General features: G+C 68.1%; 13 protein-coding genes and 1 pseudogene. 7 read left to right on the top strand and 7 right to left on the bottom strand.

Annotated features, from left to right (window positions below; all coding sequences use genetic code 11):
• Positions 1 to 2: 2 nt before the first annotated feature.
• Both Q7W02_04605 and Q7W02_04600 read right to left on the bottom strand, forming a co-directional pair.
• Positions 3 to 1,118, bottom strand: coding sequence for a DNA recombination protein RmuC (locus tag Q7W02_04605; protein ID MDO8475469.1), 1,116 nt, complete (start codon positions 1,116 to 1,118; stop codon positions 3 to 5).
• Entirely contained in the window at positions 1,118 to 1,990 is an 873-nt protein-coding gene (locus Q7W02_04600) for a TIGR02757 family protein (protein ID MDO8475468.1), read from the bottom strand. Before Q7W02_04600 ends, Q7W02_04605 begins: the two co-directional genes overlap by 1 nt.
• 87 nt (positions 1,991 to 2,077) lie before the next feature.
• On the opposite strand from Q7W02_04600, the gene Q7W02_04595 reads away from it, so the two are divergent.
• The 6 genes from Q7W02_04595 (at position 2,078) to Q7W02_04570 (ending at position 7,142) form a co-directional block, all read left to right on the top strand.
• Positions 2,078 to 2,857, top strand: a complete 780-nt coding sequence (locus Q7W02_04595) for an aspartate dehydrogenase (GenBank protein ID MDO8475467.1) — start codon at positions 2,078 to 2,080, stop codon at positions 2,855 to 2,857.
• 59 nt (positions 2,858 to 2,916) lie between these two features.
• Positions 2,917 to 3,660, top strand: coding sequence for a 3-oxoacyl-[acyl-carrier-protein] reductase (gene fabG, locus Q7W02_04590; GenBank protein MDO8475466.1), 744 nt, complete (start codon positions 2,917 to 2,919; stop codon positions 3,658 to 3,660).
• 38 nt (positions 3,661 to 3,698) lie between these two features.
• Complete coding sequence (locus Q7W02_04585) at positions 3,699 to 4,001, top strand: hypothetical protein (GenBank protein ID MDO8475465.1); 303 nt, start codon at positions 3,699 to 3,701, stop codon at positions 3,999 to 4,001.
• 22 nt (positions 4,002 to 4,023) lie between these two features.
• Complete coding sequence (locus tag Q7W02_04580) at positions 4,024 to 4,929, top strand: lysophospholipid acyltransferase family protein (protein MDO8475464.1); 906 nt, start codon at positions 4,024 to 4,026, stop codon at positions 4,927 to 4,929.
• Positions 4,926 to 6,128, top strand: a complete 1,203-nt coding sequence (locus tag Q7W02_04575; protein ID MDO8475463.1) for a methyltransferase — start codon at positions 4,926 to 4,928, stop codon at positions 6,126 to 6,128. The genes Q7W02_04580 and Q7W02_04575 overlap by 4 nt, the downstream gene beginning before the upstream one ends.
• Before the next feature lie 153 nt (positions 6,129 to 6,281).
• Positions 6,282 to 7,142 carry a hypothetical protein gene (locus tag Q7W02_04570; GenBank protein MDO8475462.1) on the top strand — a complete coding sequence of 287 codons (861 nt, stop codon included), beginning with the start codon at positions 6,282 to 6,284 and terminating at the stop codon, positions 7,140 to 7,142.
• A gap of 95 nt (positions 7,143 to 7,237) precedes the next feature.
• On the opposite strand, the gene Q7W02_04565 is transcribed toward Q7W02_04570, so the two are convergent.
• From Q7W02_04565 to Q7W02_04550, 4 genes and pseudogenes are all read right to left on the bottom strand, one after another.
• Positions 7,238 to 7,843 carry an OmpA family protein gene (locus tag Q7W02_04565; GenBank protein ID MDO8475461.1) on the bottom strand — a complete coding sequence of 202 codons (606 nt, stop codon included), beginning with the start codon at positions 7,841 to 7,843 and terminating at the stop codon, positions 7,238 to 7,240.
• A 532-nt stretch (positions 7,844 to 8,375) separates the two neighbouring features.
• Positions 8,376 to 8,876, bottom strand: coding sequence for a GNAT family N-acetyltransferase (locus tag Q7W02_04560; protein ID MDO8475460.1), 501 nt, complete (start codon positions 8,874 to 8,876; stop codon positions 8,376 to 8,378).
• A gap of 9 nt (positions 8,877 to 8,885) precedes the next feature.
• The gene (locus Q7W02_04555) at positions 8,886 to 9,539 is read right to left on the bottom strand and encodes a rhomboid family intramembrane serine protease (protein MDO8475459.1); all 654 of its coding nucleotides are present in this window, start codon (positions 9,537 to 9,539) and stop codon (positions 8,886 to 8,888) included.
• A 174-nt stretch (positions 9,540 to 9,713) separates the two neighbouring features.
• A pseudogene (locus Q7W02_04550) lies at positions 9,714 to 9,965 on the bottom strand (ATP-binding cassette domain-containing protein).
• 41 nt (positions 9,966 to 10,006) lie between these two features.
• Here Q7W02_04550 and Q7W02_04545 point away from each other — a divergent pair.
• A complete protein-coding gene (locus Q7W02_04545; protein MDO8475458.1) occupies positions 10,007 to 11,152 on the top strand; it encodes a hypothetical protein in 1,146 nt (381 codons plus the stop codon).
• 344 nt (positions 11,153 to 11,496) lie between these two features.
• Here Q7W02_04545 and Q7W02_04540 read toward each other — a convergent pair whose 3' ends face one another.
• Positions 11,497 to 13,065: a hypothetical protein gene (locus Q7W02_04540; GenBank protein MDO8475457.1), complete on the bottom strand. Its 1,569-nt coding sequence runs from the start codon at positions 13,063 to 13,065 to the stop codon at positions 11,497 to 11,499.
• Positions 13,066 to 13,343 lie beyond the last annotated feature (278 nt).

The following is a 13,343-nucleotide window of genomic DNA, read 5'->3' as shown; positions in this document are numbered from 1 at the left end:
GATCATGCGCCGACCCCGGGGAGCGCGGCCTGGCCGCCGGGCTTCTCGATTCCCTCGAGCTTGGCCTCGACGCGGTTCAGCGCGGCGCCCGCCTCGTCGTATTTGTTGCGGGCGTTCGTCAGGTGGCGCCCGACCACGTCGAAGGCCTCCCGGAACTTGTCGAGGTCTCCGCCGAGCCGCGTGAGGCGCTCCTGGATCTCCTGCGCGCTCCGCTCGATCTGGAGCCCCCGCAGGCCGAGCACGATCACGCGCAGGTAGGCGTAGAGGCTGTTGGGCGAGACGGGAATGACACGCTTGGACGCGGCATAGACGGCAGGCGGATCCTCCTCGAGGGACTCGTCCTTGGTGATGGCTTCGAAGTAGACGTTCTCCGCCGGGATGTACATGAGCGCGAAGTCGTAGGTTCCCTCGTCGGGAAGGATGTACTTCTTCGCGATCTCGTCCACGCGCGCCTTGACGTCGCGGACGAAGGCGCGCCGCGCCTGCTTCCGCTCCGCCTCGTCCGTTTCCTGGAGCATGCGCTGAAAATTCTCCAGCGGGAACTTGGCGTCCACGGGCACGAGGCGGTCTCCGATCTTGACGACCGCATCCACCCGGTCGCCGGTGGAGAATTGGTACTGGAGGGTGTAGTGCTCTTGCGGGAACATCTGGGCCAGGAGGTTCTCGAGGAAGGTCTCGCCAAGGCCGCCCCGGATCTTGGGCGACTTGAGGATTTGCTCAAGCCCGGCGATGCTCCGGCCCACGTCGAAGATGCGCTGGCTGGTCTCGCCGAGCTTGCCGAGGCTGCCCTGGACGTCGCCGACCACGCGCCCCACGTGCTGGAGCTGCTGCTGGACGCTGGCCCCAACCTGCCCCATCTGCGCGGTCATCTGGGCCGAGAACTGCGCCAGCTCGCTCCGCACCGAGGCGGCCGTCTCGGCGAGCCCCTTCTGTCCTTCGCTTCGCGCGGCCTCGACTTCACGCTGGAGAAGAAGCAGGGACTGGTCGGGCTGGGCGCGACGGGCCTCCATCTCCGCTAGCCGCGCTGCGACACGGAAGAGCGCCCAGGCGGTCACGACGACGGCGGGCGCGAGCACTGCCAGAAGGACAATCGTCCATCCGGGCATCGCCTCCGGCATCACCGGGGCCCCCTCCAGTGCACGCACACCGGCTTGAGGCCGCAGGGCGCGCAGATCTCCGCGTCGCGGCGGTTCAGGCACTGGCCCGACATGCGCTTGTGGCAGAGCGCGAAGTCGTACCTGACCGGGTCGTCGGGGTCGAGACGCTTGAGCTCCGCCGTGACCTCCTCGACCATTCGCCAGTTGCGGCTGCGCCTGCGCGTGAGCCCGATGGAGCGCGCCATGTTCTCGATGTGCGTGTCCACGGGCATCAGGAGCGCGGACGGCGGGATCCCGGACCAGATCCCGAAGTCGGGCGCCTCGCGCCTGACCATCCAGCGGAGGTAGAGATGCAGGCGCTTGCACGCCCCGCCGGTGGACGGCAGCGGGAACCAGTGCTTGAAGCCGTAAGAGAGCCGGTTGCGCGGGAAGACGGCCGACAGGTCCTGCCCGCGAAAACCTTCCGCGAAGTGCTCGAGGGCCGGGCCCACGTGAGGATGCTCCGGGGCGTAACCCTCCAGGAAAAAAGCCTCGAGCGAGCCATGGCGGACGAGGAGGCGCTGAGCGGCCAGGCAGAAGGCCAGCAGGTCGCGCTCGCGGTTGAAGCGGTAGCTGAAGCCTGAAAACACCTGTCCGTGCTTCTGGAGGTCGAAGCCCATGACGAAGCGGGCCGGCGACTCCCCCATGCGCTGGAGCGTCCAATCCACCCACGCTCCGAAGAGGTCCACGCGGCCGTAGGCCATGCACGAGGCGAAGAGCCCGGCCAGCTCGATGTCGGCGGGATCGCTGTAGCGGAGCGGAAATTGTATCGCGTCCTGCTTCACCCGCAGAGTCCAGTCGAACTCGCGGCAGAGCCGATCGAGAGGCTGCTTGAGCCTATTCGTCACGGGCATCCATGCGCCTCTGGCTCAGCATGTTAGCATGCCCCTTGCCGCCTCCCCGACCCATTGCTATCCTCCATGTCAGGAGACGCGGGCACCATGATCAAGGTCGGTATCGTCGGCATGGGAGTGATCGGTACTCATGTGGCCCAGGCCATCACGAAGGGCATACCCGGCATCGCGCTGGCGGGCGTGACGGTCCGCGACCCGGCCAAGGCGCGGGGTCATCGGGCTCTCGGCCTCGAATGGCTGATCCGCGAGTCGGACCTGATCGTCGAGGCGGCGACCCAGGCCGCGCTCCGCGAATTCGGCCCTTCCGTTCTGGCCGCGGGCAAGCACCTCATGGTGCTCTCGGTGGGCGGGCTCGTCGGCGTCCTCGACGAGTGGGCGCGACTGGCCGAGAAGCACGGCTGCCGCATCCTCGTGCCCTCGGGCGCCGTCGCCGGCCTCGACGGCATGAAGGGCGCCCGCGAGGGCGGCATCACCTCCGTGACGATGGAGACGCGCAAGCCGCCGCGCGGCCTCGCCGGTGCGCCGTGGATCGAACAGCAAAAGATCGACCTCGACGGCATCAAAACAGAAACGCTCATCTTCGAGGGGCCGGCGACCGAGGCCGTCAAGGCTTTCCCCGCCAACGTCAACGTGGTCGCCGCCGTGTCGCTCGCCAGCGTCGGGCCCGAAAAGACCCGCATCAAGATCTTTGCCGTCCCCGGACAGGAGCGCAACCAGCACCGCATCACGGTCGAGGGTGAGTTCGGGCGCCTCAGCATCGAGATCGAAAACGTGCCCTCGGAGAACCCGCGCACGGGCAAGCTTTCCTACCTCTCGGCCATCGCCATGCTGCGCGAGCTCGGCGCCTCCGTCCAGGTCGGCAATTAGGCGCGGGACCCGGACGCACGGAGAGTGGCGCCACGAGCCGGCCCCTTGATGCTGCCGTCGTGACCTCTCTCAGCGGAAAAGTGGCGCTCGTGACCGGCGCCTCACGGGGCATCGGCCGCGCGTGCGCGATCAAGCTCGGAACGCTGGGCGCCCGGATCGCCGTGAACTACAACAAGAGCGCCACCGCGGCAGACGACGTCGTCGCCCGGATCAAGGCCGGCGGCGGCGAGGCCACGGCCGTGCAGGGCGACGTGAGCCACTTCGCCACCGCGCAGAGCGTCGTCAAGGCCGCCATCGACGCCTACGGCCGGCTTGACATCCTCGTCAACAACGCTGGCACGACCCGCGACGGTCTGCTGGTCTCGATGAAGGAAGAGGATTTCGACGGCATCATCCAGCAGAACCTGAAGAGCGTGTTCAATTGCAGCAGAGCCGCGCTCCGGCAGATGATGAAGCAGCGATACGGCCGCATCGTCAACATCACCTCGATCGTGGGAATAGTCGGCGGCGCGGGCCAGACGAACTACTCCGCCGCGAAAGCCGGGATCATCGGCTTCACGAAAGCGATGGCGAAGGAATACGGCGGGAGGAATATTGCCGTCAACGCCGTCGCGCCGGGTTACATTCCCACCGATCTGACGAACGCGCTACCTTCGGAGATCACCGCGAGGATCATCGGCCTGACGGCGTATGGCCGGGCGGGGACACCGGAAGAGGTGGCGAACGCCGTGGCGTTCCTCGCGTCCGACGAAGCCAGCTACATCACGGGCCAGGTCTTGGCCGTGGACGGCGGAGTGACGTAAAGAGGCTCAGAATTGCACCGCTGACCAGGAGGAACACCATGATCGCCGACCGTTATACGAAGGCCGTCTTGACCGTGATCGCCGTGGCACTGTCCGTCATCGCCGCCCGCCCGTGGCTCCCCGAGGCGGGGTGGATCACTGCGCTCCGCCCCCAGCCGGCGCACGCGCAAACCGCGGTCCCCAAGTACGAGGTGACGGTGCCGAAGGCGTGGGGCAAATTCGTCGGCTTCAGCAACAACAACCTGCTGCTCGAGGCTCCGGATCAGACCCTGCGGATCGTCGACGTCGAGGGCAAGTCCCCGGAGTTCCCGAAGATCAAGGCGCTGATCCGCTGGCAGTAGCGCGCGGGCGCGGCGCGACGGCGTGCCCCCGTCTGTGACCTCCAACCGGCCGGTCCGACGGCCACGCTGGTACTCGCACGCCTACAACCACGCGGATTTCTACCGTGTGGCCGCGGGCCTTGCCTGGCTCCCGCGCCGCGCGCGGCTCGGCCTCGCGCGGCAGCTGGGCCGCCTCGCCCCGCGGTGGATGCCGGTGGAGCGCGCGGCGATCCGAAACACGCTGGCGCGCGTGACGGGCGCGACGGGATCCCGACTCGAGGCGCTGACGGTCGCCACGTTCGCTGATTTCGCGATGTGCTTCAGCGATCTGGTGTCCACGAACAGGCAGCCCATGGCGCGCCTCGTCTCCCAGGTCGACATGGCAGAGGGCGCGGATCTCATGACGCGGCTGGGGCAAGGGTTCATCTCGCCCAGCGCCCATGTCGGCAACTGGGAGCTGGCGGGGCGTCTCCTGGCCGGGCGCACCGCCCGGACCACGCACGTCGTCGTGGCCGAAGAGGAGGTACGCGAGCTGGAGCAGTGGGTGCGCCGGGACGGCGGCGGCGTGCGCTTCGTCACCCGCTCCCGGCCGACCGTCTCGCTCGAGCTCGTCGCCGCGCTCCGGCGGGGCGAGGTGGTGGCCGTGCAGGCGGACCGGGCGCTGGGCACGCGCGGTGATGTGCTGATTCCGTTCTTCGGGAAGCCCGCGCCATTCCCGCTCGGGCCATTCCTCCTGGCCAGCGCCGTCCGGGTGCCGGTGGTGCCGGCGTTCTGCCTTCTCGGCGCGGACTATCGCTACACCGTCAAGGTGGCCGAGCCATTCAGCGTCCCGCGCGGCGGCGAGACTGAGGCCGCGCGCGCCTGGGTCGCGATGCTCGAGGGCGTGGTCCGCGAGCACCCGACCCAGTGGTTCAATTTCTACGACATCTGGAACCCGGTTCTCCCATGACCAGCGAGATCGGGCGCGCGGAAGCTCCCGCGGCAGCGGCATTGCTGCGAGGGCTGCTTCCCGCCGAGCTCCTGCCCCTCTTCGACGCCTCGTTCGTCCGTCTGCATCTTCTCTACGACGAGTTCATCTATCGGCTCGTGCTACGGGTGGTCAGCGAGACGGGGCTCGAGCAAACGATGCGGGAGCCGGGCACCCCGACGGAGATCGCGACGCGCGCCGGTTTCGCAGCCGGACAGGCCCTCGTGCCCCTCGACTGGATGCTTCGGCATCTGACCGCGCGGGGGCTGCTCGAGGAGCTGTCGGGCGACGCCGCGTTCCGGTACCGTTCGCTCGGCCCGTTCCCAGCCCTCGACCCCACCCCTGTACGCGAGGAGCAGCTCCGGCGCGAGCCGTCGTGGATGCCTGCGTACGTCCTTGCGGAGACGGTCGCGCGGGACTACCCGGCGTTCTTGCGCGGTGAGGTCACCGGCGAGGAGGTGCTCTTCTCCCCCCGGCGGCTCAGGCTCTGGATCGACTACTTCTCCAACGACAATGGCCTCTATGTCGTCAACAACCGCGTGGGAGCGCTCGCGGTCGAGCAGTGGCTGCCCCGGTCCGGCGGAGTGGTGCTCGAGCTGGGCGGGGGGCTCGGCAGTGGCGCCTTGGCGCTGCTGGAACGGTTGGAGGTGGCCGACCGGCTCGGCGCGATCGCGGAATACCACTTCACGGAGCGGGTGCCCGCGTTCCTGCGCCGTGGAGAACAGGCGCTGCGGACGCGGCACCCGGGGCTCTCACGCGTGACGTTCGCGTCCCTCGACATGAACCGCCCGTTCGGGGAGCAAGGGGTGGCGCCAGGGAGCGTGTCGGTCGTCTATGCCGTCAACACGCTCCACGTGGCCCACGACCTGGACTTCACACTCCGCGAGGTGCTGGGCGCCCTCGAGCCGGGCGGCCGCCTCATCGTGTCCGAGTGCGTGCGCTCCCAGGAGCGGCAGCCGATCGAGTCGGAGTTCGTCTTCAACCTGACAGAGACGTTCCGATCGCCCCGGCTCCACCTGCCCTACCGCCCGAGCGGCGGATTCCTCACGCCCGGGCAGTGGAAAGGGGCCATGGAGGCCGCCGGATTCGTGGACATCCGTTTTCTGCCGGACATCGTGCGCGTCCAAGAGCAAGCGCCAAGGTTCATCGCTGCCGCGATCGGAGCAACCCGTCCACCTTGATCGGCCTTGCGGGGTCCTCTCACAGGATGACAACCGACCGCCGCGCTGCTGCTCTACTTCGTGTGGCGCTCACCCTTTCGCGAAACGTGCGCCCCGTCAACGGGGCCCCGGTACACTGAAGCCCCGCGACGAAGCGCGGGTACGGAGGTCGATATGGACCCGCAGCCGGTGATCCGGTGGCAGCTCAACAAGGAGCGCCAATTTCCGTTCGGCCGCTCGCCCGATCCCGCGTGGTTCGAGCCGATCCGGTTCCCGCCACCGTGGCCTGACCGGCCCTGGATCTTCGGGGTGATGGTGGCCTCGGCCAACGGGGTGGTGGCGTGGCGCCGGTCCGCGCCCGATGACGACCCGGTGCGGAGTGTGCTGGGTGGTGACGAGGAACGACCGGCGCGGATCGCCGACCGGCGACACATGCGTCACCTGCGGTGCTACGGGGATGTTGCGATCGGGGCCCAGACTCTGCGCGAGCAGCCCCGACTGCTCCAGACACCCCAGGAGCCGGACGACCCGCCGATGCCGGCCCTGTACGAGTTCCGGCACACCCACGGATTGCCCGCGCAACCCCGGCACGTCATCTATTCGCTCGGCGGTTGTCTCGACGTCGCGATGCCGGTCTTCAACACGCCCGGAGTCGAGGCGATCATCGTCACCACCGCGAAGGGAGCCGCCGACCTTCGCGCCTGCGGGGCGCCGGCTCGCGGCGTGGACTTGATCGTCGATGCCCTCGAGGACACGGACGGTTTGCGCCGGGCCCATGCCCGGCTTTTCGCCGAGCGAGGCGTGCGCTACCTAGACTGTGAAGGGGGGCAGACGATGCTGGCGGCGTTGCGGCAAGCCGACCTCCTGGACGAGGTCTTCGTCACGGAGACGGATGTGACGGTGGACGTATCCCGGCACTCCGGTGTCCTGAGAATCTTCGACTTCGAGCGGGAAGGAGCCGAGCTGGTCGCGCACGGCGCGGTCCCCGACGACGCCGGGTGGCGCTTCCGCCGTTGGCGATTCAATCGCGGCTGACGCGAGGCGGCTCCTCCGCCGGCCATGACTGAGAACGGGCTTTATGTTATCTACGCTCCGGCGCCGGCCCCTGCATGGTCGCGGTGCTGCCGCGGCTAGTCCGAGTCGATCATCAGGGTGACGGTCACCCGCCGCTTCTTCTCATCGGGAGTGCCGCGGGCGTCGAGCGGGCCCATGCCGATGGCCTGCACGCGAGAGAGCTGCACGCCCTTGTCCGCGAAGAAGCGGCGGACGGCCTCGACCCGGCGCTGGGCGAGCGCGTAGTTGTAGTCCCTGGTGCCCTTGGGGTCGGTGAAGCCGCCGAGCTTGACCACGAGCGTCGGGTTGGCCTCCAGCTCCTTGACCACGCCGAGGAGGGCGGTCTGGGCGCCGTCCGAGAGGTCGGCCTGGTCGAAACCGAAGTAGACCTCGACCGTGTCCGCTGTCTTGTGGTTGTAGCGGTTCGACCAGATGCGCGTGAGGCGGCTGTCCACGCCGCCGGCCTTCGCCATGGCGCCGTCGGCGCGCTCGCCGGCGCCGCGCGCGAGCTTGGTGGTCTCGCCGAGATTCGCGTCGGTTGTCTTGATCTGGTTGCCCAGCCCGTCCATCCGCTCGCCGATCTCGACTTCCTTCTTGCCCATCAGATCGCGGACCCAGTCCCGGGTCGCGCAGCCTGACACAACCATGAGCACGGCAGGCAGCAGCACGGCGATCCTTGTCATGTGCACCATTGCGTCCTCCTTACCTGGGGTTGAGGGCGATCGAAGCCGCCCACCTCGAAAGCAACATGCACGCCAGCGCGGAACCGTGGACTTTCGGTCTGAGCGTAGATAACATGAAGGCCGTTCTCAGTCATGGCCCGCCTCGCCCGAGGGTCCTCCCTCGGGACCTGCCTTGTCAGCCGAGTGAAGGTTGACTGCCCGTCAGAAAAAACGCCGACGTATCGCGTAGTTTATAACGGTGGTCGCGGCTGACTGTCGACTCTTCGACGCTACCGGATAAAGGGGTCTCGACTCCTCGGAGCCCGACTGATGGGGTAATTTAGGGGTCTGGAGGCTCTCGGTACGACCCGGCTTGAGCATCCAGCTGTGCCGAGGCAAGAGCCTGAGCCTCGGCCGGCCATGACTGAGAACGGCCTTCATGTTATCTACGCTCTTCAAGCAGGGCCAGGAGTTTCAGAAGTTCTTCGACGCGGACGCGCGACGCCTCGCCGACGGCGTGCGCAAGGTCGGACGCATCGAGCAGAAATAGGGGCTAGGGCCCAGCCGGGGATCCCGCCATGTCCGCGCCGCCCGGACGGCACATCAGGATGACGTCGTTTCCGGCATTCCGGTATTCGAGGATGCGGTCGCGAAGGAAATGGGGAGCGGAGTCGAGGTCGAGGTCGACGAAACCGGCGCGCCCGTAAAACTCGCGCAGGTGGGTGTAGGGAATGCAATAGCAGCGTCGGGCACCGATCTCGGCGATGAGCAGTTCGAGCAGGCGGGTGCCGATCCCACGCCGCCGAAAGCCAGAGTCGACGCCCATGCCACGCAGGACGAGGACACCGTTATCGGGTTGGACGCGTCCGAGGCCGGCGACGTCGAGCCCGCGCTCGGCGATGACGACAGCGGCTTCCGGGCTCAGGAAGCCCCGGTAGCCCCGCTCGCGGGAGAAGGCCTCGATGCGAGGCCGGTCCATCGGGTCGGCGCGGCGGACGACGATTTCCTCTTGCCTGCGTTCCGCTGACATCCGTGGGCGCTCCGGCGTGGTCATCCGCCGTTCCTAACGGCGGCCCTCCTCCGCCCCACGATTCCCACGCAGGACCAACGTCAGCACGAACCCGGCGGCAAACCCTCCGATGTGAGCCATATAGGCGATCCCACCCGTATCCGTCGTGGGCGCAATCGAGCCGATCCCGCTGACCAGCTGCAGGATGATCCAGAGGCCGATGACGACGAGCGCCGGCATCGGCACGACGCTCCTTCCCATCAACACCCGCACTCGCGCCCTGGGGAAGAGCAGGATGTAAGAGCCCAGAACGCCAGCGATCGCGCCGGACGCTCCCACGTTCGGCACATTGGATCCCGGGTTGAAGGCCATCTGCGCGAAGGTTGCCGCGATGCCGCAGAGCAGGTAGAAGACCAGGAACTTCATGTGACCGAAACGGTCTTCCACGTTGTCGCCAAAGATCCACAGGTACAGCATGTTGCCCCCGAGGTGCATCCACCCGCCGTGCATGAACATGGAGGTGAAGACGGTCACGAAGCCGCCTGCCGGGTCTGCGAGGAAGCGCCGGGGCACGAACGCCCAGCGCACGATGAACGGGTCGCCGCCGTTCAGCTCAGCGAAGAACAAGGCGAGGTTCAGCGCAATCAGGGCATAGACGACAACCGGCGCGGTCTTGCGGGTAGAGTTATCGTCACCGATCGGAAACATGACGCTCCCTTCTCTGTATGTCGCGGCGATCAGCTCTCGACCCGCCCCCTCGACCTACCCTGTCCCACGCTAGAGAGGAGACGATCAGAGGAGGTCCCGAAGTAGGCGCTATTTGGCACAAGGCCGACGGGTTCGTCAAGCACAGTCTCCACCGGTAATTGGTACAGTTTCCCGGAGGCCGACCCGCTCGAGGAGCTTCCGGGCCCGCGCCCGGCCGGCCGCGTCGGCCTGCCCCGGGACCTCGAGCGGCAGCAGCAGATGCTCCCCGACGGTGAGGAGCGGGATCAGGTTGAGCAGGGTGGACTTGCCGGAACCGCTTCGCCCCACGAGGACGACGATCTCGCCGGTCCGGATGGTCGCGTCCACGTCCCGGAAGACGACCCGCTCGCTGTCTCCCTCGCGTGGCGCCGGCCGCCCGCAGAACACAGCGGTCTCGTTCCAAGGGCAAGACGGTTTATGATGCAAGCATGAAACGTAAGAAGACCGTCCCCCGCCGCCGCGCTCCAAGACCGCGCCTTGCCCGAAAAGTCACGACCGTTCCCAAGGCCCTGCTCGACGAGCCGGCGGCGCTTCCGCCACCGAGGGACGCGCTTCCGGCGCCCTCCCCGGAACCCGCCGGCGAGCACGAGCCTGTCGCATCGCTCGCCATGCCCGAGCTCGCCTTCGCGGCGCGCGTGCCGCCTCCCACGCCGGAGCCGCCGCTGCCGGCGAACCAGCGCGCGATCTTCTTCGACGTCGAGAACGCAAGCCAGCCCGGGCGCATCGCCCAGGTGATCGAGCACCTCGCCATCGACCGTCTCGGCTGGCGCACGGAGTTCGTCGCCGTCGGCAACTGGCGCGTGATCGGCTACGAGACGGCGCGCATGCTCGCCCGTCATGGCGCCCAGCTCGTCCACAGCGCGCCCTCGACCGGGGTGCGGGACTGGAGTGATCTCCGCATCGCGGTGAGCGCGGGCGCGTGGCTGGCCGCGGCCCGCCCCGGCGACGTGCTGGAGATCGTGTCGGATGATCGCGCCTTCGACGCGGTGGGCGACGTGGCCACGGGGCTCGGCATCGCCTTCCGCCGGCTCTCGTCCCGCTCGCTCACCGACACGCCCAAGGAGGCGCCACGCCAAGCCCAGGAGCCGAGGAGGAGCCGGGAGCGGCGCGGCCGCCGGAGCCCGCGCACCGGGCGCGCATCGGCCGTGGCGGTCGCCGAGCCTCGACGCGCCGAGCCGCGCCATCACGAGCCTGCGCCTCTGCCCCCAGCTGGGGCGCACACCGCGCCCCATGACGAGATCATCGACATCGTCCGCGAGCTGGCCCAGGGTTCGTCCAACGGCGCCGTCCTCATCGACACCATCGAGCGGACACTCAAGGCGCGTGGCTTCGCGCGGCCGCCCGGCTCGCCACGGCTCGTCACGCGGCTCCGGCGCATCAAGGAGCTCTCCGTGAGCCCGACGGGCATGATCACGCTGGTGGGTGAGCCGGCGCGCGCTGAACCCGTCGCGGCGGTGGTGGCCGCGGAGGCGCCCGTGCCCGAGCCGGCTACCGGACGGCGCCGTCGGCGCTCGCGGCGGGGCGGCCGGGGACGCCGCCGCGCGGCCCCCGGGGGTCAGGCTTTGACTTCTTAACAATGGCCGGTGGTCGCTCGACGCCGCTTCGGGGTTGATAAGAAGTCACAGCCTGACCCCGCGATTGGCAATCCGCGGTGAGAAGCGACACCAAATGGCGGTCGCCATGCGTTTCGTCGATCTGAGCTTTCCCATCCCGCTGCAAAGGCGAGGGCCGGGCCTCGGGAGGCCATGACTGAGAACAGGCTTTATGTTATCTGCGCTCTAGCCTGTCGCCCCAGCGTCTACGGCATTTGTCGCGTCGTTCGTCGGCGTCCTCGCACGCCAGGGCAGCACTAGCGCTGACGCGTAGCAGGCCTCGGGACCGTGTCACCGGGGGCGTGATGTCTGTGGCCCCCCCTCTCTCAAGCGCTCCGGAATCGAGTGGTCTTCACGAACAGGATCGCGAGCAGCGGCACCACGAAGCCGAGCACCGTCGTCGTAATCAGCAGGTCACCGAGCTGGCCGTAGTCGGCAGCGACCTTGACCGCGCCGGTGGCGGCGTCCTTCACCTCGCGCTCCACGACAAAGAGCTGATTCAGATACTTCGTTCCGAGCTGCGCGGCCGACAGGGCGAGATTGGTGAATGACGCCATCACCGCGAAATATGTCGCCTTCAACCTGCCCGGTGCGCTGATCGCGATCCAGGCGAGCATCGGTACCATCGCGATCTGCCCAAGCGGCGACTCGAGCGCGGTGTCGACGAGCACGATGAAGCGTGCATCCACCACGCCGCCGGTGTGGGCGGCGGTCCACTCGTGCAGGCCGTAGTACAGGCCGACGATGGGAAGGCTGAGGATCGTCCCCACGATGGTGAGAAAGCCGACGATGTAGGCGATCGCGCGCTCGCCCATGAAACGACGGAAGAGGAAGAGGCCGAGGAGTGTCAGCACGCCGCCGATCAGCGAAAGCGTCGCCAGAAATTGCTGGTCGAACCCCAGAATGTCGATCATCCACCACGTCGACCCCGCGCCCGGCCCGGGCAGGGCGCGGAACACAAAGATGACGAGCGCGGTGCCGACGAGCGTATGGCGGGCCCCTGGCTCGAGCTCGCGCACGAGCTTCCACATGAGGAAGAGCACGATTGTCATCGACGCGACGAACACGATCTCCTGGGCCGCCGGCACCATGCCCAGCCCGACGCTCAGGCTGATCGCCGTGAACGCCAGCCCGCCGCCCAGGATCCACCAGTTGACGGGCGGTGGGATCGGATGCGGGTCGAGCATTGCTTCGGCCTGCTCGGCCGAGAACCCGCGCGCAATGAGCCGACGGTCATCGCGCCGGCGGATGATGCCCGCGAGCATCACGCCGAGGACGGAGACGACGGGAACGAGGAGGGCGAGCTCGTAGACGCGGATATAGGTCGCGACCTTCTGCGCCTCGGGCATGGTGCCGGCGCCGGCGAAGAGCCACACGTTCGCCGCCGCCACGAGCACGCTGCCGCCGATGATCGCCACGCGGCCGAGCGTCTGCATCGTCGCGTGCATCGGCCGCCGCTCCTCCGGCGGAATGGGCTGGCCGCTTTCGTCCACGCGGGGCACCGCCTCGACGGTCATCGCGTCGGCGACGACGTCCTGCAGGACATAGCCGATCGGCGCGAGGAGCGTCGACAGCACGAACCACGCCTCGGCGGTCATGACTTGCTCCATCGCCGTGCGCTTCGCGAGCAGGCCGAGCATGATCAGGAGGCTCGTCGCGATCAGGGCGGCGCCGAGATAAACGAGCCCGGCTTTCCGCTTCCAGATGAGGTCGACGACATGCCCAAACGGCATCTTGAGCGCCCACGGAAGCCCGGCCCAGAAGCCGAGCCCGGCGAGGAACTCCGCCGATAGCCCGAGATACTCCTTGACGAAGAAGGTGCCCACGATCCCGGTGAGCCCTGAGATGCCCGCGGCGACGTACACCATCAGTGGCGGGAGATAGGACAACCGCATCTCGCGGCCCAGGCCGAGAATGTTGCGGTCGATCCAGCCCCAGACGGCGGCGAGCGGGGCGGGGCGCGAGGTGGCCTGAACGTCGGGCACTAGCGCAGGAGCCTTGTCATATCCCAGAGGAGCGGTGGCATGTCCTGGCGATCCTGCCAGAGCGCGGAGGAGAGATCAAACGGGGGCCCTGCCGCCGCGGCGGGAAATCGTCGACCGATGCGTCGCCACAAGCGGCCGTCCCATTGACGGGGCCGGCAACCGCGGCGCAGTATCCAGCGCGACGGAAT

This window comes from Candidatus Rokuibacteriota bacterium (assembly GCA_030647435.1).
Lineage (GTDB): Bacteria > Methylomirabilota > Methylomirabilia > Rokubacteriales > CSP1-6 > AR37.
The sequence above is the reverse complement of the archived record's forward strand: the minus strand, read 5'-3'. Positions and strand labels throughout refer to the sequence as shown.

Coding starts and splice junctions, on each gene's coding strand:
- Q7W02_04605 (MDO8475469.1), bottom strand. CDS start 1,118: ATGCCGGAGGCGATGCCCGGATGGACGATTGTCCTTCTGGCAGTGCTC.
- Q7W02_04600 (MDO8475468.1), bottom strand. CDS start 1,990: ATGCCCGTGACGAATAGGCTCAAGCAGCCTCTCGATCGGCTCTGCCGC.
- Q7W02_04595 (MDO8475467.1), top strand. CDS start 2,078: ATGATCAAGGTCGGTATCGTCGGCATGGGAGTGATCGGTACTCATGTG.
- Q7W02_04585 (MDO8475465.1), top strand. CDS start 3,699: ATGATCGCCGACCGTTATACGAAGGCCGTCTTGACCGTGATCGCCGTG.
- Q7W02_04575 (MDO8475463.1), top strand. CDS start 4,926: ATGACCAGCGAGATCGGGCGCGCGGAAGCTCCCGCGGCAGCGGCATTG.
- Q7W02_04570 (MDO8475462.1), top strand. CDS start 6,282: ATGGACCCGCAGCCGGTGATCCGGTGGCAGCTCAACAAGGAGCGCCAA.
- Q7W02_04565 (MDO8475461.1), bottom strand. CDS start 7,843: ATGACAAGGATCGCCGTGCTGCTGCCTGCCGTGCTCATGGTTGTGTCA.
- Q7W02_04560 (MDO8475460.1), bottom strand. CDS start 8,876: ATGACCACGCCGGAGCGCCCACGGATGTCAGCGGAACGCAGGCAAGAG.
- Q7W02_04555 (MDO8475459.1), bottom strand. CDS start 9,539: ATGTTTCCGATCGGTGACGATAACTCTACCCGCAAGACCGCGCCGGTT.
- Q7W02_04545 (MDO8475458.1), top strand. CDS start 10,007: ATGAAACGTAAGAAGACCGTCCCCCGCCGCCGCGCTCCAAGACCGCGC.
- Q7W02_04540 (MDO8475457.1), bottom strand. CDS start 13,065: ATGCGGTTGTCCTATCTCCCGCCACTGATGGTGTACGTCGCCGCGGGC.